The organism is Chloroflexota bacterium (genome assembly GCA_035652535.1).
In the GTDB taxonomy this organism is placed as follows: Bacteria; Chloroflexota; UBA6077; order UBA6077; family SHYK01; genus DASRDP01.
The window spans coordinates 53,182-77,931 of the sequence record DASRDP010000112.1; the positions used below are offsets into that span (position 1 = coordinate 53,182).

At 66.3% G+C, this 24,750-nt stretch carries 23 protein-coding genes and 1 riboswitch; of the genes, 13 read left to right on the forward strand and 10 right to left on the reverse strand.

The genetic code is table 11. The features are described from left to right. Nucleotides 1-15: 15 nt before the first annotated feature. Together VFC51_13945 and modA are read right to left on the reverse strand one after the other, a co-directional pair. Nucleotides 16-870 carry an ABC transporter permease gene (locus VFC51_13945; GenBank protein ID HZT08125.1) on the reverse strand — a complete coding sequence of 285 codons (855 nt, stop codon included), beginning with the start codon at nt 868-870 and terminating at the stop codon, nt 16-18. A 9-nt stretch (nt 871-879) separates the two neighbouring features. Further along, nucleotides 880-1,764 carry a molybdate ABC transporter substrate-binding protein gene (modA, locus tag VFC51_13950; GenBank protein HZT08126.1) on the reverse strand — a complete coding sequence of 295 codons (885 nt, stop codon included), beginning with the start codon at nt 1,762-1,764 and terminating at the stop codon, nt 880-882. Nucleotides 1,765-1,950: 186 nt separating this feature from the next. Beyond that, nucleotides 1,951-2,088, forward strand: a riboswitch (TPP riboswitch). A 64-nt stretch (nt 2,089-2,152) separates the two neighbouring features. Between modA and thiC the strand changes: the two genes are divergently transcribed. After that, nucleotides 2,153-3,928 carry a phosphomethylpyrimidine synthase ThiC gene (gene thiC / locus VFC51_13955; GenBank protein HZT08127.1) on the forward strand — a complete coding sequence of 592 codons (1,776 nt, stop codon included), beginning with the start codon at nt 2,153-2,155 and terminating at the stop codon, nt 3,926-3,928. Here the strand turns inward: thiC and cobT are convergent. From cobT to greA, 7 genes are all read right to left on the reverse strand, one after another. After that, nucleotides 3,916-4,980: a nicotinate-nucleotide--dimethylbenzimidazole phosphoribosyltransferase gene (gene cobT, locus VFC51_13960; GenBank protein HZT08128.1), complete on the reverse strand. Its 1,065-nt coding sequence runs from the start codon at nt 4,978-4,980 to the stop codon at nt 3,916-3,918. The genes thiC and cobT overlap by 13 nt on opposite strands. Continuing rightward, the gene (locus VFC51_13965) at nt 4,980-5,915 is read right to left on the reverse strand and encodes an extracellular solute-binding protein (protein HZT08129.1); all 936 of its coding nucleotides are present in this window, start codon (nt 5,913-5,915) and stop codon (nt 4,980-4,982) included. The genes cobT and VFC51_13965 overlap by 1 nt, the downstream gene beginning before the upstream one ends. Before the next feature lie 268 nt (nt 5,916-6,183). Then, nucleotides 6,184-7,323 carry a hypothetical protein gene (locus VFC51_13970; protein ID HZT08130.1) on the reverse strand — a complete coding sequence of 380 codons (1,140 nt, stop codon included), beginning with the start codon at nt 7,321-7,323 and terminating at the stop codon, nt 6,184-6,186. 83 nt (nt 7,324-7,406) lie between these two features. Further along, nucleotides 7,407-8,945, reverse strand: coding sequence for a murein biosynthesis integral membrane protein MurJ (gene murJ / locus VFC51_13975; protein HZT08131.1), 1,539 nt, complete (start codon nt 8,943-8,945; stop codon nt 7,407-7,409). Between the two features lie 116 nt (nt 8,946-9,061). Continuing rightward, nucleotides 9,062-9,865, reverse strand: a complete 804-nt coding sequence (locus VFC51_13980; GenBank protein ID HZT08132.1) for a glutamine amidotransferase — start codon at nt 9,863-9,865, stop codon at nt 9,062-9,064. After that, complete coding sequence (locus VFC51_13985) at nt 9,865-11,205, reverse strand: MurT ligase domain-containing protein (protein ID HZT08133.1); 1,341 nt, start codon at nt 11,203-11,205, stop codon at nt 9,865-9,867. The genes VFC51_13980 and VFC51_13985 overlap by 1 nt, the downstream gene beginning before the upstream one ends. Before the next feature lie 133 nt (nt 11,206-11,338). Then, entirely contained in the window at nt 11,339-12,160 is an 822-nt protein-coding gene (gene greA, locus VFC51_13990) for a transcription elongation factor GreA (protein ID HZT08134.1), read from the reverse strand. 108 nt (nt 12,161-12,268) lie between these two features. Here greA and rsmG point away from each other — a divergent pair, with 108 nt between their 5' ends. Together rsmG and VFC51_14000 are read left to right on the forward strand one after the other, a co-directional pair. Further along, nucleotides 12,269-13,009: a 16S rRNA (guanine(527)-N(7))-methyltransferase RsmG gene (rsmG, locus tag VFC51_13995; protein HZT08135.1), complete on the forward strand. Its 741-nt coding sequence runs from the start codon at nt 12,269-12,271 to the stop codon at nt 13,007-13,009. Nucleotides 13,010-13,267: 258 nt separating this feature from the next. Beyond that, entirely contained in the window at nt 13,268-13,576 is a 309-nt protein-coding gene (locus VFC51_14000; GenBank protein ID HZT08136.1) for a zinc-ribbon domain containing protein, read from the forward strand. A 23-nt stretch (nt 13,577-13,599) separates the two neighbouring features. On the opposite strand, the gene VFC51_14005 is transcribed toward VFC51_14000, so the two are convergent. Next, on the reverse strand, nt 13,600-14,832 hold the full coding sequence (locus VFC51_14005) for a TIGR00300 family protein (GenBank protein ID HZT08137.1): 1,233 nt from the start codon (nt 14,830-14,832) through the stop codon (nt 13,600-13,602). 194 nt (nt 14,833-15,026) lie between these two features. On the opposite strand from VFC51_14005, the gene cofG reads away from it, so the two are divergent. From cofG to VFC51_14055, 10 genes are all read left to right on the forward strand, one after another. Further along, nucleotides 15,027-16,259: a 7,8-didemethyl-8-hydroxy-5-deazariboflavin synthase CofG gene (gene cofG / locus VFC51_14010; protein HZT08138.1), complete on the forward strand. Its 1,233-nt coding sequence runs from the start codon at nt 15,027-15,029 to the stop codon at nt 16,257-16,259. Nucleotides 16,260-16,327: 68 nt separating this feature from the next. Beyond that, nucleotides 16,328-17,587 (forward strand): 5-amino-6-(D-ribitylamino)uracil--L-tyrosine 4-hydroxyphenyl transferase CofH, encoded by a 1,260-nt coding sequence (cofH, locus tag VFC51_14015; protein ID HZT08139.1) that lies wholly within the window; start codon nt 16,328-16,330, stop codon nt 17,585-17,587. Beyond that, the gene (locus tag VFC51_14020; GenBank protein ID HZT08140.1) at nt 17,584-18,243 is read left to right on the forward strand and encodes a nitroreductase family protein; all 660 of its coding nucleotides are present in this window, start codon (nt 17,584-17,586) and stop codon (nt 18,241-18,243) included. Before cofH ends, VFC51_14020 begins: the two co-directional genes overlap by 4 nt. Before the next feature lie 57 nt (nt 18,244-18,300). After that, nucleotides 18,301-19,005, forward strand: a complete 705-nt coding sequence (gene npdG, locus VFC51_14025) for an NADPH-dependent F420 reductase (protein ID HZT08141.1) — start codon at nt 18,301-18,303, stop codon at nt 19,003-19,005. After that, nucleotides 19,002-19,766 (forward strand): coenzyme F420-0:L-glutamate ligase, encoded by a 765-nt coding sequence (gene cofE, locus VFC51_14030; protein HZT08142.1) that lies wholly within the window; start codon nt 19,002-19,004, stop codon nt 19,764-19,766. Before npdG ends, cofE begins: the two co-directional genes overlap by 4 nt. Nucleotides 19,767-19,798: 32 nt before the next feature. Then, nucleotides 19,799-20,767 (forward strand): 2-phospho-L-lactate transferase, encoded by a 969-nt coding sequence (cofD, locus tag VFC51_14035; GenBank protein ID HZT08143.1) that lies wholly within the window; start codon nt 19,799-19,801, stop codon nt 20,765-20,767. 4 nt (nt 20,768-20,771) lie between these two features. Continuing rightward, nucleotides 20,772-21,536, forward strand: a complete 765-nt coding sequence (gene cofC, locus VFC51_14040) for a 2-phospho-L-lactate guanylyltransferase (GenBank protein ID HZT08144.1) — start codon at nt 20,772-20,774, stop codon at nt 21,534-21,536. Between the two features lie 86 nt (nt 21,537-21,622). Further along, nucleotides 21,623-22,558, forward strand: coding sequence for a CoA-transferase (locus VFC51_14045; GenBank protein ID HZT08145.1), 936 nt, complete (start codon nt 21,623-21,625; stop codon nt 22,556-22,558). A gap of 22 nt (nt 22,559-22,580) precedes the next feature. Beyond that, complete coding sequence (locus VFC51_14050) at nt 22,581-23,366, forward strand: CoA-transferase (GenBank protein ID HZT08146.1); 786 nt, start codon at nt 22,581-22,583, stop codon at nt 23,364-23,366. A gap of 85 nt (nt 23,367-23,451) precedes the next feature. Continuing rightward, a complete protein-coding gene (locus tag VFC51_14055; protein ID HZT08147.1) occupies nt 23,452-24,726 on the forward strand; it encodes a Rieske 2Fe-2S domain-containing protein in 1,275 nt (424 codons plus the stop codon). Nucleotides 24,727-24,750: the final 24 nt, after the last annotated feature.

Genomic DNA, 24,750 nt, shown 5'->3' on the forward strand with positions numbered 1-24,750 from the left:
GCGCTCCGGTCGTGGTCATGGAACGGCCGACACGCGCGCGCGAGCGAGCGTCTTGAATCCCAGCAGGACGACGAAGGAGGCGACGATGAGGATGCTGGCGAGGACCAGCGCGGCGGGCAGGTCGCGCTCCATGGCGACGTAGATGGCCAGGGGCATGGTCTGGGTGGTGCCGGGGAAATTGCCCGCGAACATGATGGTCGCGCCAAACTCGCCGAGGGCGCGCGCCCACGTCATGACCGCGCCGCCGAGCAGCGCTGGCATGGCGAGGGGCACGGTGACCCGGAGAAACGTCCGCAGGGAAGACGCGCCGAGGCTGCCCGACACGTACTCCAGCTCCCGATCGACACCCTCGAAGCCAGTCTTGGCGGCGCGCACGTAAAAGGGAGCCGCCACGAATACCTCGGCCAGAACGACCGCGGCGGTGGTGAAGCCGACTTCGATGCCGAGTGCTCCGAGCCACCCGCCAAGCAGACCGCGCCGGCCGAAGGTCAGGAGCAGCGCCACGCCAGCCACGGCCGGCGGAAGCACCATGGGGAGGTCGACGAGTGTGTCGATCACGCCTCGCCCTGGGAATCGCCCGCGGGCGAGGAGGTACGCGAGCGGGGTTCCAAAAACGACCGAGGATGTGAGGGCAATGGTCGTGGTGAGGATGCTCAAGCGAAGGGCGCTCACCACGACGTCGTTCGCCAGATAGGGGCCCAGTTGGCCACTGGAGGCCGTGCGCCAGAGCACCACCAGGAGTGGAACGATCAGGAAGAGCATCAGGATCGCGCTGTAGAGCAGGACGAGGAGGGTTCCGCGCTGCGCCCAGAGTCTGCGCGCGGCCATCGCTTCCACGCGAGGGGACGCGGGAACGGTGACCGCCGTCACGCGCTCGCCCTACTGGACCGGCTGCAGACCCCAGCGAGCCAGCGTCTTCTGTCCGTCGTCCGAGAGCACGGATTCGACGAAGCGCTGCGCAACGTCCGGCCGGTGAGATCCCTGGACCACCGCGATGGGATAGGTGGCCGTGACGTTGTCGGCAGGGGGGATCGCAATGACCTTCACCTGGGACGCAACCTGGGGCGTGATATCGGAAGTGTATACAACCCCGGCATCCGCCTCGCCCAGCGTCACCTTCGCCAGAAGCGAGCGCACGTCCTCTTCGTGGGAACGGATGTTAGCGACGGCGTTTTTCGAGAACTCGGGGCCGTAAGTCGGATCTCTGCTGAGCTTGTCGAGCACCTGGAGGGTGTACGCGCCCACCGGTACCTGCGGGTTGGTCGCGACGAGGCGCACCCCGGGGCGTCCAAGATCATGGAGCGAGTCGATCTTCCCGGGATTGTCGGCGGGCAGGACGACGGCGAGCGAGTTGCGGGCAAAGGGCTGAGGCTCGCCCGCCACGATGCCCGACTTCACGGCGCTCGCCATCTGGACGTCGTCCGCGGAGGCGAATACGTCCGCGGCGGCGCCGTTTTCGATCTGGGTGCGTAGGCCGGACGAGGGACCGAAGTTGAATACCACATGGGCGCCCGGGTTCTGCGCTTCGAAGTCGCGACCGATTTCTGTGAAGGCGTCGGTCAGCGACGCGGCGGCATATACGCGGAGCTCACCTTCGACGCCCGGGGACGCGTTGGCGGTCGCGGCGTTGCTCTTCGTGATCGGGGCCGCGGAGAGATTTGCTCGGTCGGCCTCGCAAGCCAACAAGAGGAGCCACGACAGAACGAGGGCACTGAACGGCACCGCGCGGCGAAGCGGGGCGCGCGGACATCTGGAGCCGACCAAGTCTGCATTTCCCATTGTGCGCTGGCCAGATGGTATGCGCCCTCTTGGCGCGCTGTCAACTATCCTCGCGTCGGTGTTATGTATCCGAGATCAACGGGGCGACTGGGACGAGCGGGGCCGCGAAGCGGGTGCGCGCGTCGGCCAGATGCTATAGTTCGCGTAACGCAGGCACAACCACATATTTGACCGGCTCGCAGGGGGAGCGTGCAGCTGAGAGGTGGGGTCAGGCCCACCAACCCCTCGAACCTGATCTCGGCAAGCCGCACGGTTGTTTCGGCAACGCGGCGCGGAAGACGAGCGTAGGGAATGCGGCCGAAGGACGGTGACCGCTCCGGTCGGCCTTTCGGCTGGGGGCGGTCATTTTTGTGGATGGAAAGGAAGGAGCGCCATGGCCGTCGAGGTTTCCGAATCGGTGACCCAGTCATTTCCCGCCAGTCGGAAGGTCTATGTCTCCGGATCGCGGCCCGACATTCGTGTCCCGATGCGCGAGGTCACCCTCGACCCAACGACCGGGCGTTACGGTGACGAGCCGAATGCGCCCGTCCGGGTCTACGACACGAGCGGCCCGTATACCGACCCCGAGGTCGAAACGGATGTGCGGCGCGGCCTTCCGGCCCTTCGGCGATCGTGGATTCTCGAAAGGGGCGACGTCGAGGAATATGCGGGCCGAGAGGTCCAGCCTCGGGACGATGGCATGCGCAACGGGGATGCCCGGGCCAATATGGCCGTCTTTCCCGGCCTCAAACGTCCGGTGCTTCGCGGGAAGGACGGCGCGGCTCCCACCCAGCTCGCGTATGCGCGCCGGGGCATCATCACCCCGGAGATGCAGTTCATCGCCATCCGCGAGAACGTAGACCCCGAGTTCGTGCGCGACGAGGTCGCCCGGGGCCGCGCCATCATTCCGGCCAACGTGAACCATCCGGAAACCGAGCCGATGATCATCGGCCGAAATTTCCTGGTGAAGATCAATGCCAACATCGGGAATTCGGCGGTGGCCTCCTCCATCGAGGAGGAGGTGGAGAAGATGTGCTGGGCGACCCACTGGGGCGCCGACACAGTGATGGATCTCTCCACCGGCAAGAACATTCACACGACGCGCGAGTGGATCATTCGGAACTCGCCCGTCCCCATCGGCACGGTTCCCATCTACCAGGCGCTCGAGAAGGTCAATGGCAAGGTCGAAGAGCTGAGTTGGGAGGTGTTCCGCGACACGCTCATCGAGCAGTGTGAGCAGGGGGTGGACTACTTCACAATCCACGCCGGGGTGCGGCTTCCTTTCATCCCACTGACCGCGAATCGGGTAACGGGCATCGTGTCTCGTGGAGGCTCGATCTTGGCGGCGTGGTGTCTAGCCCACCATAAGGAGAACTTCCTCTACACCAACTTCGAAGAGATCTGCGCCATCATGCGCGCCTACGATGTCTCATTCTCTCTGGGCGATGGCCTACGCCCCGGCTCCACGGCGGACGCGAACGACGCGGCCCAGTTCGCCGAGCTGGATACGCTGGGGGAGCTGACCGAGATCGCGTGGAAGCATGACGTCCAGGTGATGATCGAGGGGCCCGGCCACGTGCCGATGCACAAGATCAAGGAGAACATGGACCGCCAGCTCGACGTATGCCACGAGGCGCCCTTCTACACCCTCGGTCCGTTGGTGACCGATATCGCGCCGGGCTACGACCACATCACCTCCGCCATCGGCGCCGCGATGATCGGCTGGTTCGGAACAGCGCTCCTCTGCTACGTGACCCCGAAGGAGCATCTCGGCCTGCCAAATCGCAAGGACGTGAAGGATGGCGTGATCGCCTACAAGATCGCTGCCCACGCCGCCGATCTTGCCAAGGGCCACCCGGGCGCGCATCTGCGCGACGACGCGCTCTCGAAGGCGCGGTTCGAGTTCCGGTGGAAGGATCAATTCAACCTGGCCCTCGACCCCGACACGGCCTACGCGTTCCACGATGAGACACTGCCCGCTGAGCCGGCGAAGGTGGCGCATTTCTGCTCGATGTGTGGGCCGCACTTCTGCAGCATGCGCATCACCCAGGACGTGCGGGAGTACGCGCGCACCAGGGGGATTGAGGAGGAGCAGGCCATCGCCGCGGGGCTCGAGGAGAAGGCGCGCGAGTTTCGCGAGGCCGGAGCCCGCATCTATCAGAAGGTGTGATCATCCTCGATCGGCCCGGACACGCCGGCATCGGCAAACGTCGCCATCTCATCGAGGATGGCCACCGCGTCGTCGACCAGATGCATCGCGATGGCCGCCCCCGTGCCCTCGCCCAGCCGTAGGTCGAGGTTGAGGAGCGGCGTCAGCTCCATGCGTTCCAGCAGGACTCGGTGGCCGATCTCGACGGAGTTGTGCGCTGCGATGAGGTAGTCGCGGGAGCGAGGTAGCAGCTCCGTCGCAATCAAGGCCGCGGCGCCGGAGATGAACCCGTCGATGACCACCGGCACGCGCCGAAGCGCGGCTTGTCCGACCACGCCCACGAGACCGGCGATCTCGAAGCCGCCGACTTTGGACAGGACGTCGATCGGGTCTGACGGGTCAGGGCGGTTCACCTCGAGCGCTCGCTGAATCACCGCGACCTTTCGTCGCCAGCCCTCTTCGTCGAGCCCGGTCCCCCGACCAGTCACGTCCTGGACCGGGCGGCCCGTGATCGCCGCGACGATCGCGCTCGCCGCGGTCGTGTTCCCGATGCCCATTTCTCCCGTGGCGACGAGGTCCACGCCATCGTCGAATGCGGACTGAAAGATGTCGGCGCCTGCGGCGATCGCCTCCATCGCTTCTGCCCGATCCATCGCCGGCCCGACAGCCATGTTACGCGTGCCGAGGCCGATCTTCCTCTGGATCAACGCGGAATGGGATGGAAGCTCCGCGGCGACCCCGAGATCCGCCACCATGACGCGCGCTCCCGCGCGGCGGGCCAGCACGTTGATGGCGGCACCGCCGGTCAGGAAGTTGCGGACCATTTGCGGTGTCACCGCGGATGGATACGCCGACACGCCTTCCGCTGCGACTCCGTGATCACCGACCAGCACGATGACCGCTTTGCGCGCCATTCGGGGGCGCGCGCGTCCGGTGATCCCGGCGAGCTTGACGGCCAGGGCCTCGAGGCGGCCGAGGCTCCCGGGCGGCTTGGTGAGCTGGTCGAGGCGGGCCCGTGCCGCGGCCATCGCCGAGTCGTCCAGCGCGGCCACCTGTAGCGTCGAGAGATCCATCATGCCAGCACGCTCCGGATGAGCGAATCCAGCTGGGCTTCCTCGTCGACGTCACCAGCCACGCACCGCGGCTCGACATCGGCGCTCGGGGCGGGCCTCGGCGCCTCCATCGCGTCAGGCTCGGGATCCGACTGAGTACGGGCGAAGCCTGACGCGCTCTCCCAGGTGATCTGAGCATCGGGTGAGAGAAGATAGTCCAGATACACTCGCACAGCCTCGGGATGGGGGGCGTGCGTCAGCACGGACACAGCGCTCGGTCCAGCGGTTACGTAGCTATTCTCATCGAATGCATCGGGCGGGAGAACATCGATCTGTCCGCCCTTGGCTCGCGCATCGGCGACCAGCTGATCGTCGACGCCAATCGCCACGGCGAGCGCGCCCTGTTCCAGCTCCTGCATCGCCTCGGACGGACTCATGACAAGGGAAGCGCCCGTGGCAAACAGCTCGCGCAAGAAATCTGGGCCAAGCCCACCGGTGCGAGCCAGGAACGCCGCGGTCAAGCGCGCCTCTTCGTTGCGTCGAGGGTCCACGAATCCGACCAGCCCTCTCCACCGCGCATCCAGAAGCTGACGCCACGAGTGGATTTCTCCCGGGGGCGCCAGGGCCGGATTGTAGGCGATCGGCGCCTTCGCCGCCGACGCGAACACGAGGCACCCCGTGTCGACGTTTTCATCCGAAGCCTCATCGCGGCTACTGGCGTTGGGCCCCGTGAGATACGGACCGATGGGATCGGCGGCGCGGGCTGCGAGCAGCGCGCGCACGATGGCGCCCGGTGGCGCGACGACGAGATCTCCCCGCGGCTCTGAGGACTGTGCCCATCGACGGAGGTCCGCTGGGTCGACCGGACGATAATCGAGAGCGATCTCTGGGTATCGGCGGTGAAACCCATCGCTGAGCGCGGACCGGAGGGTGGCGCTTCGCGGACCAAGAATCATGATTTTGCCCTCTTGCTTCGCCGACGCGACGGTCTGGTCCCAGGTGCCGAGTTCGGCCCCGGCGTCGCGCGCGCCCAACGCCCCCGATGATGGATATGCCGGATAGGAAGGGCCCGAGCAAGCGGCCCCGATCGCCAGGCATGCGAGCGACGAGAGGAGCGCTGCCACCGAACGTGCCCGCGGCGGCCACAACCCAGGGTGCAGCGAGGAAATGCCCGAACCAATGAGGCGAGGGGCGCCTTGTGAGTCGGGGCCCTGGGCAACCCGGTCAGCGGCTCTGGACAGTGATGGTCCCCTTCATTCCGAGATCCTCGTGGAGCAGACAGCTGTAGCTGAAGGTGCCTGGCGTGTTGAACGTGAGCGCCCAGACCTTGTCGAGGGGCACCGTGATCCGTGGGTGCTCTCCGATGATGCCGGAGCTGTACAGGCTGCGACCATCGTAGATCGGATTGGTCGTTCTCTCCGCGCCCGGACCAAACACGACTCGGGGCGCCGAGTCCGGATCGTGCATCGCCGCGAGCACCTCCGGTGGCAGTGGCTGTCCCGGAGCGGGGGGCGAGAGCACGGTCCCATCCGGAAACTGGAGGACGAACAGATCGACGGATGAGCCGTCCGTCGGCCGGAACGTCACCGTATGCGGCTGTAGGTGATCGACGTACCAGACGACGGTGTCCCCTTGCGAGATGGTGAGATCGCCCGGGAGAAACGCCTGGATGTCGAGGTTGCCGTTGCGTGTATCCGTCCCAGCGCGGACGAACCACAGGTCGGTTCCTCGGCCACCCTCGATTCGCGTCGCGCTTCCGCGCTCCGCCAGAATCTCCGCCGCCTGGGTCTGGCGAATCGCGTCGATGGCAGTCGCCTGCGCATCGAGAGCCGCCTGAGTGGTGATCCCCGCCGATCCGGGCGGAACGACTTGGACTCGTCCCTTCATGTTTACGTGGAAGAGGCAGAGGAAATCATAGGTGCCCGGTCGCGCGAATGTGACCGCGAGCTGGGGCCCGTCCGTGGGCAGCTCGACATGGATGAAGGACCTCCCGTCCCACGGCCCATCGGGGACGGTGGGGAACACGATCTGCGGGTTGAACATGCCGGGCAAGCTGGGATCCTCTTGGGGAATAAATACGTCTGGGATCGGACCATCGCCCGGGAAGGTAACCGTGTGGATCTCGTCAGACATGACCTTCCAGATCACGGTCGATCCGGTCGTGACCCGCACGGTATTGCCGCCAAGGGCGGGGTCGCCGATGAAGTCCTCTTCCGCGATCGGGCCCTGACCCTGGCCGGTGACGATCGTCAGGGGCTGCCCAGCCTGAGCCAGGGTCGTCGACTCCGTTGCTGTTGCGATCCCCGCGAGCGCCAGGCCGACCGCGGCCAGCGGGATCCCGAGAAACACAGCGATTCTGTGCACTCGACCCTCCTGAAACGGTAGTGCGCGGGCCGCAGTATACCAATCGACACGTGAGGCCATCTGTGCAGGCCTCCTGGCGCTCGTTACCGGCCACGCAGGAGCCGGGCCACCATGCGGGCGTCCCGGACCCCCAGAAGGTGAGCGACGGCCACGTAGGTAACGCCCGATGCGCCGGTGACGCCGACGACGAGGGCCAGCTGACCAATCCATTGATAGGCGCCGCCCGCCTGTCCCGCGATTCCCTGGAGCAACATCGCCGTGACGCCCATCGCGATCGCGGACAGCCCAATGCGCCACCCGAAATCGAGCAGCTCCACGGGATAGACCCAGCCCAGGGTCCTTTGAAGGAGGAGGGTGAGCGTCGTCGCCTCGGCGAGCGCGGCGATGGAATTCGCCAGCGCGAGCCCGCCGAACGAGAGGCCGGTCCGCATCAGCACAAGGCTCAGTGCGACATTCAGCAGCACGGCCCCAGCCGCCACGCGCACCGGCGTGGCGGTATTGCGCTCGGCGTAGAAGACGCGATCGACGATCTCGATCATCGAGTGCCCTGGCAGTCCGATGGCGTACCAGCCGAGCGCCATCGCGGTGGCGGCTGCGTCCGCGCCGGTGAAGGCGCCGCGCTGGAGGAGCAGGCTCACGATCGGGCGGCCGAGGACGATGAGCCCGATGGCGGCGGGTATGGTGGTGTAGAGAATGAGTCGGAGCCCAAAGAGGAAGGTCGCGCGCTCCTCGTCCGCGCGCGCCTCGGCGCTCTGCCGCGCCAGGGTCGGAAAGAGGGCCGTCGAAAGACCCATCGCAAAGATGCCCAGCGGCACCATCAGGATCAGCCAGGCGTAATTGAGGTAGGCGATGCTTCCGACGACCAGAAAGGAGGCCAGCGCGACGTTGATGAGCTGGTTCACTTGGCTCACGCCGAGCCCAATGACCCTGGGGAGCATCAGGCGAATCACGTCCCGCGTCCCCTGGAGGTCGAGTCCGAGCGTCAGCGAGTAGCGCATGCCGACCCGGAGGGCACCCGGGACCTGCACGCCCAGGTGGAGAAACGCGCCGACGACCGCGCCGAGCGCGAGCGCTTCGGCGCCGAGGGAGCGGAACAGGAGCGCGCTGCAGATGAGCGAAAGGTTGTAGGCCAGGGGCGCCGCCGCGGCCAGCGCAAAGCGGTGCACGGCATTCAGCGCGCTGGTGAGGAGCGCGCTGGCGGCGAAGACGGCAGGGGTCACGAGCATGATGCGGGTGAGCGTCGCCGCGCGCGCCTGGTTCTCGGGTGGCCAGCCGGCCACGAGAATGCCCATGATGGCCGGGGCGGCTAGGGCGAGCAGCGCGGAGACGCACCCCAGCGTGATCAAAGCGACGTTGACCAGGGCGCTTGCGAGGCGCCACGCCCGCTCACGATCGCTCTGGGATAGATACGTGGCAAATACGGGTATGAACGCGGCGCTCACCGCGCCGCCGGCGAGCACCTGGAACACCGTGTCGGGAACGCTGATCGCGGCGAGAAACATCTCGTAGTCGCGCGAGGCGCCGTACTGGTGGCTGATGACGATGTTTCGCACGAGGCCGAGGAGCTTGCTCGCCACGAAGCCGCTCATCACGATCACCGCCGCGCCCATCAAGCGCTGCAACGACCCGTCGGCCGCGCGACGTTCGCCGGGCAGCGAGCCAGTCCTGTCCTCTACACGCCGACCTGCCCTCGGCGTTGCCTCTAACTGCCCTGGCGCAGGTGGCGTGTCGCCCGTGGTCATCGAATGCTGGTGCGCGTATGGCGCCGTCGTCGTGCGCGTTCGGTGAAAGCGTCCCTCGCGGCCGATTCGAGCTGGTCGTCCAGCGGGGCCAGTGTCGCCTCGGGCCCGATCAGCCTGCGGAGGCCGGTCAGGATGAGCCAGTCGGCAAGCCATGGGTTCTTGGGCAGGATGGGACCATGCAGATAGGTGCCGATCGCTCCCAGGTATCGCGCCCCTTCGGTCGCGTCCTCGCCGTTGTTCCCGCTTCCCACGATGACGCGCGCGAGGGGAACGGTCCGGCGAGGGCCCGCCTGATCCGTCGCTGGTGCGGTCGATCCACCGGGCATCAGGTACGTCTTCCCGCTGTGGTTCTCGAAACCAACGAGCGGAAAACGGTCGCCGTCGAGCGTTGCCTCGGCCACGACGTCTCCCACGCATCGCCGCGATCCGGCGATCGTATACGCGTCGAAGAGGCCGGTGCCGGGAATCTCCACCCCCTCAGCCGTTCGGAAGGACCGTCCCAGCAGCTGGTATCCGCCACAGACGGCGAGGAGCGCCGCGCCATCCTGAATCGCTTCCTCGACGGCCTCGCCCGTGCGGACGGCGAGGTCGCGGCTGATCGCGGCCTGTTCGGCGTCCTGACCGCCGCCGAAGAAGAGGAGCTGAGTGGCTGCCGGGTCGAAGCGGTCACCGATCGTCACGTTCTCGACCTGCAGGCGGATCCCTCGCCATGCGCACCGCTGCTGCAGGGCGAGGATGTTCCCGCGGTCGCCATACAGGTTCATGAGGTCCCCGTACAGGTAGACGAGGCGGAGGTCCACTAGTCTTCCCAGAAGGGAGCGACGTGGCCGAGCCGCTCAAGCTCGCGCCGAACCTCGAGCATGGCCGTATACGTGGCGAAGAGCAGCACCCGATCACCCATCGTAGCTTCCGCCACGGCGGCAGCCACGGCTGACGCGAGCCGGGGCTCGACCGCGACGTCACCCAGCGCCGCGTACTTCAGGCGCAGGGCGAGATCGTGGGCTCGGGTCCCGGTGCAAAGAACACGCCCCGCGTGTCCGCCGAGCACTTCGAAGTCGACGTCCCAAAGCCAGCTTACGTCCGTGCCGTCGGCGAAGAGATCATTAATCGCGATCACCGTGAGGTTATGCGGGAAAGGAGTGGACGAGGGGGCGGCGCTCTCCTCGCCGTCGCTGGGCGATGCCTGGCCGGGGACGAAGGCGCGCAGAGCCTGATTGAACCCGACAGGGTTTTTGACCAGCGTCAGGATCACGGCGCCGGGGCCGATCCCGACGCGCTCGCTGCGCCCGAAGACCGATTCGGCCCGCTCCATCGATTCAACGATCGCGTTCGTACTGAGATCCACCGCCGTGCTCGCGGCGACGGCTGCGAGCGCATTGTATGCGCTGTAGAGCCCTGGGAGCGCCAGGCGAAACGTCATCACCTGGCGCGGCGTGCGGATCGCCAGCACGCTTGCGGGAGCCTCTGGTCCGGCATGGAACTCGCCGCGCACGAGGGACACGTCCGGTTCGGGCCTGTGCCATCCACAGGAAGCGCACGCGTAGTGGCCAAGATGCGCGTACAGCGACCAGGTGTATCGGAGGCGAGCGGAGCAGCTGGGGCAGAGGCGTCGATCCGCGTCGTGGGACGGCTCGCGTTCTCCCAGACTCGCGTCCTCCACTCCATAGCCCACGACTCTGCAGCCGCAGACTGAGGCGAGCTGAGCGACGATCGGGTCATCGACATTCAGAACGACCGTGGCGTGAGGGTCGAGGCGGGCGATGGCTTCGCGCCACCGAGAGGCGATCAGCTCGACCTCACCGTAGCGATCAAGCTGATCGCGAAATACATTCGTGAGCACAACGACGCGTGGAGAGAGACCGTCGACGGCGGCGCCGACGGTCGCCTCGTCCACCTCGAAGATGCCGATCTCCCCCGACGGTCTTCCGCGGAGGTCTGTCGAACAGGCCATCGCGCTGACGACACCGGTCATCAGATTGGCCCCAGATCGGTTGTGGATCGGACGGAGACCATCGGCTTCTGCGGTCCGTGCGAGCAGCCGGGCCGTGGTGGTCTTCCCGTTTGTTCCGGAAACGATGACCACGCCGTGGGTGAGCTGGTGCGCGATGTGGGACAGCGCGGACGGATCGATGCGAGGCACGACGTGGCCAGGAAGAACGGTTCCGCCATGCCCGAGGCGGCGGCTTGAGAGCGACGCAACTCGAGCCGCCAACAGCGCCAAAGTGAGCCGCGGCCTCATGGCGTAGAGGGTACAGGGATGGGAAAGACCGGCGCTACCGAGGCTCGATCTTTTCGATACGGTAGCTGTGAGGGCCGACCGGCGTCTGAACTTCTACTACCTCGCCCACGCCGCGGTCCATGAGTGCGCTGCCCACCGGCGACTGGGTAGAGATCCGCCCGTCACGCGCGCTCACCTCTCCCGGGCCGACGATCGTATAGACGACGAGCTCGTCGTCCAGCAGGCTGTGGAGCGTGACCTTGGTGCCGAGGTCAACGGTATCCGTGGAGTTCCCGGTGTAGATGCTGGCGGCGCTCAAGGTCTTCCGGATGTCATTGATGCGCGTCTGCACCTCAGCCAGGCGCTGCTTCGCCGCGTCGTAGGGCGCATTCTCGCGAAAGTCCTTATCGGCCGCGGCCCGTCGAAGCTGCTCGGTAACCTCCGGCCGAACGCGCTCCTCCAGGTCCTTCAGCTCTTCCGTGAGCGCGGCAAAGCCACGCTCGGTGATGCGGACCTGCTCCGGCTCATCCTTGCGCTCCGACGGCGCGCGCTTCCGCGCCGGAGGGCGGCGAAGGCGGATGTGGGCTCCGAGGTTGATGGACGTCACTTTCTGGGTCTTGAGGTTGGTGAGAAACGCCTTGACGGGCTCGAGCCGACGGTTCAAGTCGACGCTCGACTCGGAGAACTGCTCTTGATAGCGAGAGACGTCGACCGCGGTGATTCGGGAAACAAGGACGTCGGTTCCGAGCCAGCGACCAAACCGACTAAGCTCTCGCGAGGTAAGCTCACGATCTTCCGTGGCGAGGGTCTGGATGTAGGCGCTGATGGCTTCCCCGAGTCTGGTGCTCTCGTTGGCCTGTGTGTCGTTCGAACGCAAGAGTGAGGGGCTCCTCCACGTTGACAAACGATTTCCGGATGCGAATGGCGCGGGCGGGATAATGTGAATCGACAATCCGGCTATTGATGAGATTATAGGATCTCTTTCGTGACCGAACAATCAATATTGTCTGATGTGTTGGGCTGGGCCGCGCCCATCCTGGGCATCGACGTCGACATGCAGGATCGCGTCGCGCTCGCAAGCCTCGTGGATGAACTGCTTGCGTGGAACGAGCGGGCGAATCTCACCGGGATCCGGTCCCGGGGGGAGATCGAGGTCAAACACGTGCTCGATTCCCTGACGATCGTTCCCGTCCTCCGAGCACTCCTCGGGCCAGTTCCAGGCGAAGTTGTCGATGTGGGTACGGGAGCCGGCTTTCCCGGTCTGCCGGTTGCGCTTCTCCTGCCGATGCTGCGATTCGTCTTGGTGGACGCGACCCGAAAGAAGGTCGAGTTTGTTCACCATGTCGTGAAGAAGCTTCGTCTTCGCAACGTTGTCGCGATTCACAGCGCCGCGGAAGACCTCGGCCGCGACGGACAGCATCGAGAACGCTACGATGCGGCCGTTACCCGTGCTGTAGCCTCCATCCCGACGCTCGTGGAGCTCCTTATTCCTCTCGTCCGGGTTGGTGGGTACGCCTTGCTCATGAAGACGCGCAAAGGGGTCGATCGAGAGTTACCCGAGGCCGAGCGCGCGCTTCGACTATTGGGCTCCGTCGTGGTGTCCGTGGACGACGCATGCCTGCCCGAAATTCTGCCCGACCGCGTCATTGTTACGATTCGGAAAAGCGAATCGACGGACCCGGCATATCCTCGCCGCCCGGGCCTTCCGCGCCGGCGACCCCTCTGAGTGACCGGCGCGCCACCAGCAGCGTTTGTTACGTGTGTTGCATTTGTGACGTCGTTTCGATATACTGCGCGCCGGCCTACGGAAGAATCGGGCAAAGCGACGTTCATTGCGTGATTCTCGCGGCGTCGAGAATGACTGTAGGCGTTCGCTGCACACGCGCGCGTCTCACCGTGGCCACGAGTCCGATCTCGGTGGGGACAGGCACACTCGGATACATGGTAATGTCCGCCAACGAGGCCTTAGGGGAGGCAAGCGAGCGTGATCTACACTGACAAGACGTTGCGATGCAGGGAATGTGGAGTCGACTTCGTGTTCACGGCGGGAGAGCAAGAGTTCTACGCCGCGAAAGGACTCCTCAATGAGCCGGCGCGGTGCCCGGACTGCCGAGCCTTGCGCCGGTCCCGAGCGGCCTCTGGCGGACTCGAGCTGGGCTCACGGCGCGAGATGCATCCCGCGATTTGCGCATCGTGTGGCGTCGAGACGATGGTGCCATTCCTTCCGCGGGGGGACCGTCCGGTCTATTGCAGCACCTGTTTCGACCGAGTACGCGCGGAGTCCCGCGTCTAGTCTTCTCCCCTACGCGGTGGCCCTCAGTCCGCGAGGTCGCGAACCAGCTCCCGGAGGAAGCTTCCCACGTCCGCGACGATGCTGATGTTCTGAAACGTACCGCGGTCGGAGAGCTTCGTCACCACGGCCGGCTCGATGTCGACGCAGACCGTTGTCGTATCCGCCGGAAGCAGATTCCCGGTGGCGATGCCATGGAGCATTGAAGCGAGGATCAGGGCAAACTTCACGCCTCGCCGAATCACGCGGCGCATCTCCGTCTGCGCGAGCTGTGTATCGGTAATCACGTCGGGAAGCGGGCCGTCGTCGCGAATCGAGCCGGCCAGGACCAGATCGACATCGTGTCGCACGCAGGCGTGCATGACTCCTGAGGTGAGGATCTCCTGCTCGACGGCGGCGCGGATCCCCCCCGCTCGTCGAATGACGTTGATCGCGCGGAGGTGGTGCTCGTGCCCACCCTCGACCGGAATCCCGTCCTGGAGCGACACCCCGAGCGATGTGCCGTAGAGCGCGACCTCGATGTCGTGCGTTGCGAGCCCGTTGCCCCCGAAGAGGGCTTGCACGTATCCGTGCTCGATGAGCCATTCCACCTGGGGGCGGCAGCCGGTGTGGATCAGGACCGGGCCGCCGACGAGGAGGATGTTCTCCCCAGCGGCGCGGACGGCCTGCATCCGTGTCGCGATCTCGCGGATCAGGCGCGGGTTCGGCTTCTCCGGCGAGACGCTGCTCCCCATGAACGCGAAGACGGGGGGCTGCTGGCGCGGCCGCTCCAGCGGGATGACCCGAATGCCCTCGTGTCCGACCACGATGCGATCGCCCGCGCGCACCTCACCAAGCGTGACGCACCGTGCTGTTCGGGCTTGGGTGTCGACGAGGATGCCGCAATCCATCTCGGGGTAGGCGACCGGTTGCCAGGTGCCCGCGATGTTCACAAGGGTCTGCAGGTTGGTCGTGGAGTAGAAATCGTCGGGAAACACGCCGTCGCGAGGCGCCGCCGCGGTTTGGACGGGGGCGGCCTGGACCGGGGTGGCGCCCAGACGCCCGATCTGTTCGATGAGGGCCGCCAGCTCGTCGGCGGTCGCGGCGCGGACTTCGATTCGCGCGTAGCTCGTGTCTTCCTTGTGGCGGCCAACCTCGATCGTCTGGATATCGAACTCACCGCCGCGGTCCATGATCTCGTCCATGATGGTGGGCAGGATCATGGAGTCGATGATGTGTCCGCGGATCTCGACGACTTCACGGAACGGATAATCGGCCATGGGTCAGTCCTGAGGAGCGATGGTGCGAGCGTCCGGGGCGAGCGGGGAGGGCTCTGGGCGACCGATTATAGCATTGGCCCATCCAGCGCACCGCTGGGCTCTCGCGGTCGATAGGCCTCTGGCGCTCGGTTGACACGCTCCGGCCCGACGGCTAGAGTACGGGTATTCCCCGACAGCGCAGGAGCACGCGACCAATGAGCCCCACAGTCGAAGCTCCCGATCTTCAGGCGTGCCCTCCTGGGGTCCGTGCGCCGCTCGATCGGGTCCTCGCGGGGAGGGCTCTCGATCGCGCATCCGCGTATCGTCTCATGCGCGCGGATGCCCACGAGCTGCCCGCGATTATCGCGGCGGCCGGGGAGCTGCGGGATCGCGGCAAAGGCCGGACCGTGACGTACTCGCGCAAGGTGTTCATCCCGCTGACCAATCTCTGTCGCGACAAGTGCGGGTACTGCACGTTCGCGAAGGCGCCCGGGCATCCGGATGCGCGCACGCTCGATCCGGAGGATGTCCTCCAGATCGCGGGTGCTGGCCGCGATCGGGGCTGCAAGGAGGCGCTGTTCAGCCTTGGGGAGCGCCCGGAGGAGCGATACGCCATCGCGCGCGATGCGCTCCGTCGCCTGGGGTACCGGAGTACCGTCGACTATCTGGGCGCGATGTGCCACTTGGTGGCCGACGAGACCGGACTCATCCCCCACACGAACGCGGGAGTGATGGGCCGTGATGAGCTGATGGCTCTTCGCGAGGTGAACGGGTCGATGGGGCTCATGCTCGAAAGTGTCAGCGAGCGACTCATGGAGCAGGGGCAGGCGCATTTCGGCTGCGTGGGAAAGGCGCCCCGCGTGCGCCTGGATATGATCGCGGCGGCGGGGGATCTCGAAATCGCGTTCACGACCGGTATCCTCATTGGGATTGGGGAAACCCTCGAGGAACGTGTCGATTCGCTCTTCGCCATTCGTGAGCTGCACGCGAGCTATGGACACATCCAGGAGGTCATCATCCAGAATTTTCGGGTGAAGCCGACGATTCGGATGCGCAGATGGCCTGAGCCCTCCGCTCTCGACATGGCGCGGACGATTGCCGTCGCGCGGCTCATCCTCGGGCCCGATATGAACATCCAGTCGCCGCCCAACCTCTTCCTGGAAGGCGAAACCAGCGACCTGTCCAGCTATCTTCGCGCGGGAATCAATGACTGGGGCGGAATCTCCCCGGTGACGATCGACCACATTAACCCCGAGTGCGCGTGGCCGGCGATCGCCCACCTTCGCGACACGACAAAAGAAGCGGGGTTCGACCTGCGCGAACGACTGTGCATCTACCCCGAATACCTCCGTCGGCCGTCATTTGTCCCGCCGCGATTTCGCTCACAGATCGAGTCGTGGGCCGGGATCGACGGATTGGTCCGCGACGAGGAGCCGTGGTGGAGCTGAGCGGCCAGGATCACGCAAGCGGGGCCGGGCAGCGCCTTGTTCGGCTCTTCGACGGGGCGGACCCGACAATCGCTCGGATCCTCGATCGCGCCCTCGATGGACGCGAGGTCAGCGTCGACGAGGGGGAGCTGCTGTTCGGGGCCAGCGGCCGCTCGTTCAACCTCCTGTTGATGACAGCGGACGAGCTGCGGCGTCGGGCGGTGGGGGATCGGGTCACCTACGTCGTCAACCGCAACATCAACTTCACGAATGTCTGCATCAAGCGGTGCGGGTTCTGCGCGTTCAGTCGCGGCCATTTGGAGGAGCAAGGGTACTTTCTGCCGATCTCCGAGGTCGTGCGTCGGGCGCGGGAGGCGTGGGAGCTCGGAGCCACTGAGGTGTGCATCCAGGCAGGCCTACCGCCGGAGATGGACGGCTCTCTCTACCTGGACGTGTGTCGAGCCATCAAGCGCGAGCTGCCGGACATCCACGTCCACGGGTTCTCGCCGGAAGAGGTGCTCTATGGAGCTGCTCGCTCCCGGTGCAGCGTGGAGCTGTACCTGGAGCGGTTGAAAGACGCGGGCGTCGGCTCACTGCCGGGGACGTCGGCGGAGATTTTGGACGAGCGGGTGCGACGGATCATCTCACCGGGTCGAATTTCGGTGCGGAATTGGATTCGCGTGATCACCGGCGCGCACCGCGCTGGCATCCCCACGACGTCAACCATCATGTACGGCCATGTTGAGACTGCGCGAGATCGCGCCCAGCACCTGGCAACGCTGCGCGAGATCCAGCGTGAGACGGGCGGGATCACCGAGTTTGTGCCGCTGAGCTTCGTGCATACCGAGGCTCCGATGTTCCTCAAAGGCCTGGTGCCAGGTGTGCGCCCGGGGGCCAGTGGGACCGAGGTGTTGAAGATGTACGCGGTGGCCCGCATCATGCTCCACGGATTCATCTCCAACATCCAGGTCTCGTGGGTGAAGGAGGGGCCACGCTTTGCCCAGGCGTGTCTCGCGGCCGGCGCCAATGACTTCGGTGGCACGCTCATCAACGAGAGCATCTCGACCGCCGCCGGCGCCTCCCACGGCCAGCTCACGCGTCCGCGGGAGATCCGGGCGCTGATCCGTGCGGCCGGGCGCATTCCTGCCGAGCGCTCCACCACGTATCGAATCCTGCGGGAGCTGCCGGACGAGCCGGCCGTACCCGATCCGCTCGACGTTGTGGATACTAGCGGGGATCGCTTCGGATCGTATCAGCAGCTGATCACCCGGGATGACTTCCGGTTCCGTCCAGGCATCGCGGCAGGAGCGGGCGTGAGCGCGCGTGCGTCGGCCGCGTCCCCGCGATGAGCATCGCCGACGAGCCCGCGTCCCGCCGAACCGTAGACGGCGCGGACGTCGTTCCAGTCGTGGACCGCGCAATTCGCGGGCGCCGGTCGGTACGATCCTTTCGACCAGACCCCATCTCCGACAACGACCTCGACGCCGTGCTCGACGCGGCGCGGTGGGCTCCGTCACCCCACAACGCGGAGCCGTGGCGGTTTGTCGTCCTGCGGAGCCGCGCGGCAAAGGACCGGCTCGCCCGTGCGATGGGGGCGCGATGGGGTGAAGACCTCGCGCGCGATGGTTGGGCGCCGGACGCGATCGAAGCGGAGCAGCGCAAATCGATCCGCCGCATCGTCGAGGCGCCAGCGGGGATCGTCGTGTGCCTTACCAGCGAGGGGCTGGACGCATACCCGGACGCCGGCCGCCAGCGCGCCGAGCTGATGATGGCCGCCCACAGCGTCGGCGCCGCGGTCCAGAACATGATGCTCGCGGCATTCGCTCGCGGCCTCGCCACCGGCTGGATGTGCGCCCCGCTCTTTTGCCCGGACGTGGTGCGCGAGGCGCTCGGACTCTCCGCCGACCTGAACCCGCAGGGCTTGATTACTATTGGCTATCCCGTGGCGTGGCCCAAGGTCCGCGAGCGCCGGCCGACCGCGGAGCTCGTGGTCGACGCCATCTGACGTCATCGGCAGCGTCAAGAGCTCGCTGCGGAGCCGTCGGCAGGGGAGGTCCGTTTCATGGCCCGTGAACTTGGACGCGAGACCATCGCAGTGATTGGAGGCACGGGGCCAGAGGGTTCCGGGCTGGCCTTGCGCTGGGCGCGAGCTGGCTTTCCGGTCGCCATCGGCTCACGCGATGCGTCTCGCGCGGGGGAGATGGCGGCCCGGATCCAGCAGCGCGTGGGTGGTGGGCGGGTCTATGGCGCCGAAAACGTCGCGGCGGCCGCGTCTGCCGAGATCGTCGTCCTCACGGTGCCGTTCGCCGCGCAGCAGACGACGTTGAAGGCGATCCGCGGCGCGCTGCGGCCCGGCCAGGTAGTCGTCGACGTCACTGTCCCGCTGGCCGCGGCTATCGGCGGACGGGCAACGCGCGTACTGGGTGTGTGGGAGGGATCCGCGGCCGAAGCGACGGCGGAGTCCGTACCCGATGGCGTCTCGGTCGTCGCGGCGTTCCACAACATCTCGGCCGGCCATCTTGACCATCTCGAGGCCGCGATCGATTGCGACGTCCTCGTGTGTGGCGACGAGCGCGGGTCGAAGGTTCGCGTGGCGCGCCTCGTGGAAGCGCTGGACGGTGCGCGCTTTGTGGACGCCGGGCCGCTGGCGAACGCCCGGATCGTGGAGTCGATCACCGCCCTCCTTGTCGGCATCAATATCCGCTACAAAATTCCCGGTGCGGGTATCCGCATCACCGGTCTGCCCGCGGCGGAGCCCCGTTCGTGATCGAGCAGGGGCCGCCGGAGGTCCGAATCATTCCGCTTCCGGTGGAGGGAGAAATTGAGACCGGATCGGACCTCGCACGCCTCGCGCTCGAAGCGGCGAAGGCCCGAGGGACGACGATCCTGGATTCCGACGTCCTCGTCGTGACCCAGAAGGCCGTATCGAAGTCGGAGGGAAGAATCGTTCGCCTTTCCGAAGTGGATCCCTCGCCGATCGCCCAGCAGTGGGCCGATCGTTACGGCAAAGACGCTCGACAGATCGAGACAGTGCTGCGGGAGTCCCGCCGAATTGTCAAGATGGATCGAGGCATCATCATCGCGGAGACGCGCCACGGGTTCGTCTGCGCCAATGCCGGCGTGGACGCGTCGAACGTCGGTCCGGGCGTCGTGTCGCTCCTTCCCGTCGACCCCGACGCGTCGGCCGCAGCACTGCGCGACCGGGTCCGGGAATTGAGCCGCGCGATGCCCGCTGTCATCATTACCGACACCTTTGGCCGGGCGTGGCGCAACGGGCTGACGAACGTGGCCATCGGGGTAGCAGGGATCGAGCCGCTGCGCTCGTTTGCCGGTCAGCACGACCCCTACGGGTACGAGCTGCGCGTGACGATCGTTGCCATCGCCGACGAGCTGGCATCGGCGGCGGAGCTGGTGATGGGAAAGGTGGACGGCGTACCGTTTGCCCTCGTGCGCGGCTTCGCATTCGATCGGGCCCCCGGTGGAGCGCACGCGCTGGTGCGCGACCCCGCGGAGGATCTCTTTCGATGAGAACGCGGCAGGGTAACGGATAGGGGTGAGTGGTGACCGCGCCTGCGGATTCGGGGCCGTTGGTGACCGTGCTGGCCGGTGGCGTAGGCGCGGCCCGCTTTCTTCAGGGACTCGTCCAGGTTGTTGCTCCCGAGCAGGTGGTGGCGATCGTGAACACCGGTGACGACGCGGAGTTCTACGGCGTTCACGTTTCACCGGACCTCGACATCGTGATGTACACCCTCGCGGGCCTGGTCGATGAGGAGCGCGGGTGGGGCATTCGCGGAGATACCTTCGTCACGCTCGACCAGCTCCAGCGCTTCGGCGTCGAGACGTGGTTTCGGCTTGGTGATCGCGATCTGGCGGCCTGCCTCGAACGAACGCGGCTCCTTCGCGCGGGAGCGCGGCTCTCGGCCGTCACCGAGCGGCTCTGTCAGGGGCTTGGCGTGCAGGTCCACGTGCTCCCGATGAGCGACGACTCCGTTCGGACATTCATCCGAACGCCGGCGGGAGACTTCCCCTTCCAGGAGTACTTCGTGAAGCGCGGCCAGCGAGATGTGGTGCGGGGCGTCGACGTGCGGGGCGCTGCCGAGGCGTCGCCAGCCCCGGGCGTCGTCGACGCGATCCGCTCCGCCACCACGGTCATCATTGCGCCGAGCAACCCCTTCGTCAGCATCGGAACCATTCTCGCGATCCCGGGCGTGCGCGACGAGCTGGCCCGGCGGCGCGAGCGCGTCGTCGCCGTCACGCCCATCATCGGGGGCGCAGCGATCAAGGGGCCGGCGGCCGCGATGCTCGCGGGAATGGGGGCGGAGGTGTCTGCCCTTGGCGTCGCGGCCCTCTATCGGGACGTCGCCGGGACGTTCGTGCTGGACTCGACCGATGCCCATCTGGCTTCGCGCGTCGAAGCGCTCCGGATGCGCGCCGTCGTCGCGCCAACCTTGATGACGGGTCCCGAGGAGAAGCGAGCCCTCGCTGATCGAGTCCTGCACGCCGTGGATTGTGATTCCTGCGGGCGCTAGCGCCGTGGGCGTCGAGGCGCCGCGCGAGAAGGACGTGCGCGGTCAATCGTGGGACGTGGTGACCAGTCCCGCGTGCGTATCTGTCCTCCTTCCCGTCAAGGAGCTGCGGGACGCGAAGCTCCGACTGAGCCGCGTTTTGAGCCAAGAGCAGCGAGGGCGTCTCGTCCTCGCGATGCTGGAAGACGTGGCGGCGGCGGTGCGCGGAGCGGGCTTCGTGGTCACGGTCGTGAGTCCAGACGTGCGGGTGCTGGATCGCGCGGACGCCGTCGGCGCGCGGCCAATGCCACAAGATCCCAGAGCCAGGACCCTCAACCAGGCGCTGGCCCGTGCCATCTCGGCGACGGCGCCGACGCGCGCGATCCTCGTGATCCTCCCGGATACGCCGCTGGTATCGTCCACCGAAATACGCGCGCTGGTCTCAGCCGAGAGCGGAGGAGCCGAGGCGTGGTCTTCTGCGGCGGACGTTGCAGCGAACGGCGGCGCGGGGCTGCCTCGCGAGGGTCGACCCCGCGTTGCGATCGCGCCCGATCGAGCCGGCCGCGGGACGAATGCGCTCTACCTGCGTCCACCGCGCCTGATTCGGCCGGCCTTTGGGCGCGGCAGCCTCGCGCGCCACCGTCGAGCTTCCGAGTCGGTCGGTGTCCAGGCCGCGGTGTGTCGGCTCCCGGGTCTTGCCCTCGACGTCGATGCGCCGTCGGACATCGCGGCGTTGCTGGAGGTGGCGAGCGATACGGCGACCCATCGTCTGCTGCGCGAGATTGCGGAGTAAGGGACGCGGCTTCAGCGGCCGTGCTTGCGACGGGGGCGTGAACCGCCTAGCATAGTGCGCGGACGAGCGGATGGATCGGAGGGCCAATGAACGGCGCAGAGCGAAGCGGCGATGAGGCGCGGAGCAAAGTGGTCTCGCTTGCCGAGGCTGCCAGCCTCGTACACGACGGAGACCACGTGGCGCTATCGGGCTTCGCCTGCACCCGAAATGCCGTCGCATTCTCGCACGAGCTGATCCGTCAAGGCCGGCACGACCTCACCCTCTCGGCGTGCGTTCTGGGCCTCGATGCCGATCTCTTGGTAGGCGCTGGCGCCGCGCGCCGGCTCATTTATGGCGGCGGGTCGCTCGACCGATACGGGCCGATCCAGTGCGTGAACCGCGCGTACGAGCAGAAGAAGGTCGTCGCGGAGTACTACAGCAGCCTCGCCGTGTCATTCCGTTATCTCGCCGGCGCCCTCGGGATCCCCCACATGCCGATTCGCTCTATGCTGGGATCCGATCTGCTCACCCGACTCGAGGAAGAGACGGCGCCCGACAGTGTGCGGGAGATGGATGACCCGTTCACCGGCGAGCGCCTCGTGCTCCTCCGGGCGCTCCAGCCGGACGTGGCGGTGCTTCAGGTCCAAATGGCCGACGCGGAAGGAAACGCACGGGTGTATGGTCCCCGATGGGAGAATGCCGAAGCGGCGCGCGCCGCCCGCCAGGTGGTGGTGATAACCGAGGATCTCGTGCCCGTGGACCTGATCCGTCAGCAGCCGGAGCTGACCATCGTGCCCGGATTCCACGTCTCGGCGGTCGTCCACCTGCCGTTCGGCGCCCATCCTACGTCCCTCTATCGGTATTACGACCACGACGAGGAGCACCTGAAGCACTACGTCAGCAAAGCCCGAACCGACGCGGGCGTGGCCGAATATATTGACGAATTCATCATAAAGACCGGTGATCACTTTGGATATCTGGAGCGCGTAGGCGGGATCGCGGCTCTCTCCGCACTCAAAGCGGATCCTTTGCTTGGATACTGAGCGACGCGATAGGAGTGAATCGGTGAGCCAGGCAGCAGCGGGCAGCTACTCGACATCAGAGCTGATGGTGGCGGCCGGGTCCCGCGAGCTGCGAGACGATCAGGTTGTGTTCGCGGGGCTTGGAATCCCGCAGCTCGCTGTATCTCTCGCACAGCGAACCCACGCGCCCCGAATCCAGGTCCTCAACGAGATTGGGCTGGTGGACCCGCACCTGCTGGAGCTGGGTGTTGGGAACGCTGACCCGCGCCACTGGTACCGGGCGACGTGCTTCACGAGCTTCCTCGACGTCGTGGGGATGATGCTTCATCGAGGCCTGGTCGACGTGGGGTTCCTTGGAGCGCTCGAGGTCGACCAGTTCGGGAACAACAACAGCAGCGAGGTCCGCCGAGACGACGGCGGCATTCGTCGATTTGGCGGCGGGGGCGGCGCGAACGATATCGCCTCGCATGCGCGCTCCACCATCATCATCATCCGGCACGAACGACGGAAGCTCGTGGAACGATTGGTCCACAATACGAGCCCTGGGTTTCTGTCCGGTGGCGACAGCCGGGCGCGCATAGGACTGCCGGGCGGCGGTCCCTCACGCGTGCTGACGGACAAGGCCGTCTTCGGCTTCGACGCCGAGTCGAAGCGGCTGAAGGTGCTGTCGATTCATCCAGGCGTCACGCCCGAGGACCTTCGCGACAGCACCGGGTTCCCCATCGACGTCCCGCGGGATTGTCCGCTCACTCCACCTCCAACGGAGGAGGAGGTGCGGCTGATCCGGGAGGAGCTGGACCCAAATCGCATGTACGTCTCAGCCTTCTAGTGTCGACGCCAGGATTTCCGGGCCAGACGGTACCATTTGGCCAATGAGGAAGCTGCATGGACCGAGCGCTTGAACGGGAGGAGCGATGCTGACCGAGGTTGACAACGAGCTGCTGATTCGAACCGGACCCGGTACGCCGATGGGCGGCGTATTGCGCCGTTACTGGATGCCGGCGCTGTTGGCCTGGGAGATCGAGGAGCCCGACTCGCCGCCGGTCAAGGTGAAGCTGCTCGGGGAAGACCTGGTAGCTTTTCGAGATTCGGTCGGACGGGTCGGGATTCTCGGCGAGTTTTGCCCCCACCGGTGTGCCTCTCTCTGGCTGGGGCGGAACGAAGAAGAGGGCCTGCGCTGCGTGTTTCACGGCTGGAAGTTCGACGTGGACGGCAAGTGCGTCGAGATGCCGAATGAGCCCGTCGAGATGGATTTCAAGCACCGGATCCAAGCGAAGGCCTATCCCAGCGTAGAGATGGGGGGCGTCATCTGGACCTACATGGGGCCGCGCGAAACGATGCCGCCTCCGCCCATGTTCGAATGGACGCAGGTCCCCGAGACCCACCGGCAGGTCAACAAGACGTGGGAGGAGTGCAACTGGCTGCAGGGGCTGGAGGGAGGGATCGACAGCATCCACTCCTCATTTCTCCACCGGTCCCTCACCGGCAGCTCCAACAGCGGCGGACTGGCAGGCTTGCGTGCGCGGTCCATCTCCGCGAAGCTCGAGGTCGACGTCACCGACTACGGTTTCCTCTATGCATCGATTCGTCCCCTCGGCGACGAGGGGAACTACGTTCGAACATATCACTACGTGATGCCCTTCACGCAGATACGGGCTGCCCAAGGGGAGACGGGTGAGCCAAGCGGCAAGCGCGTGCATGGGCACATGTGGGTGCCGATGGACGACGAAAACCACATGGTCTACAACTGGTTTTACAGCTTCGGCGACACGCCGATTCCGGAAGAGCAGCGTCGATCTCGCCAGCCGACATTTCCCGGCGGCGAGCAGACGGCCGATTTTCGAAAGGTGCGGAATCGCGACAACGCGTGGCTCATTGATCGCGCCAAGCAGCGCACCTATAGCTTTACCGGCATCGAGGGCATCAACACCCAGGACCATGCAGTCCAGGAGAGCATGGGGCGAATCGTGGACCGCAGCCAGGAGCACCTCGGGTCCACGGATCGGGCGGTCGTGACGGCCCGTCGCCTTCTGGTCGACGCGGTGCGGACCGTGGCCGCTGGCGGAAACCCGCCGGGAACAGGGGACAGCTACCACCACATTCGCGCCATCGAGCGGGTCCTCGCGCCCGGCGCAGACTGGCGCGCCGCTCTCCGGCCGGAGATCTACCCGGAGCTGGCGCTCGCGTAGGCCGCTAACCGAGCGCGTCCGCGG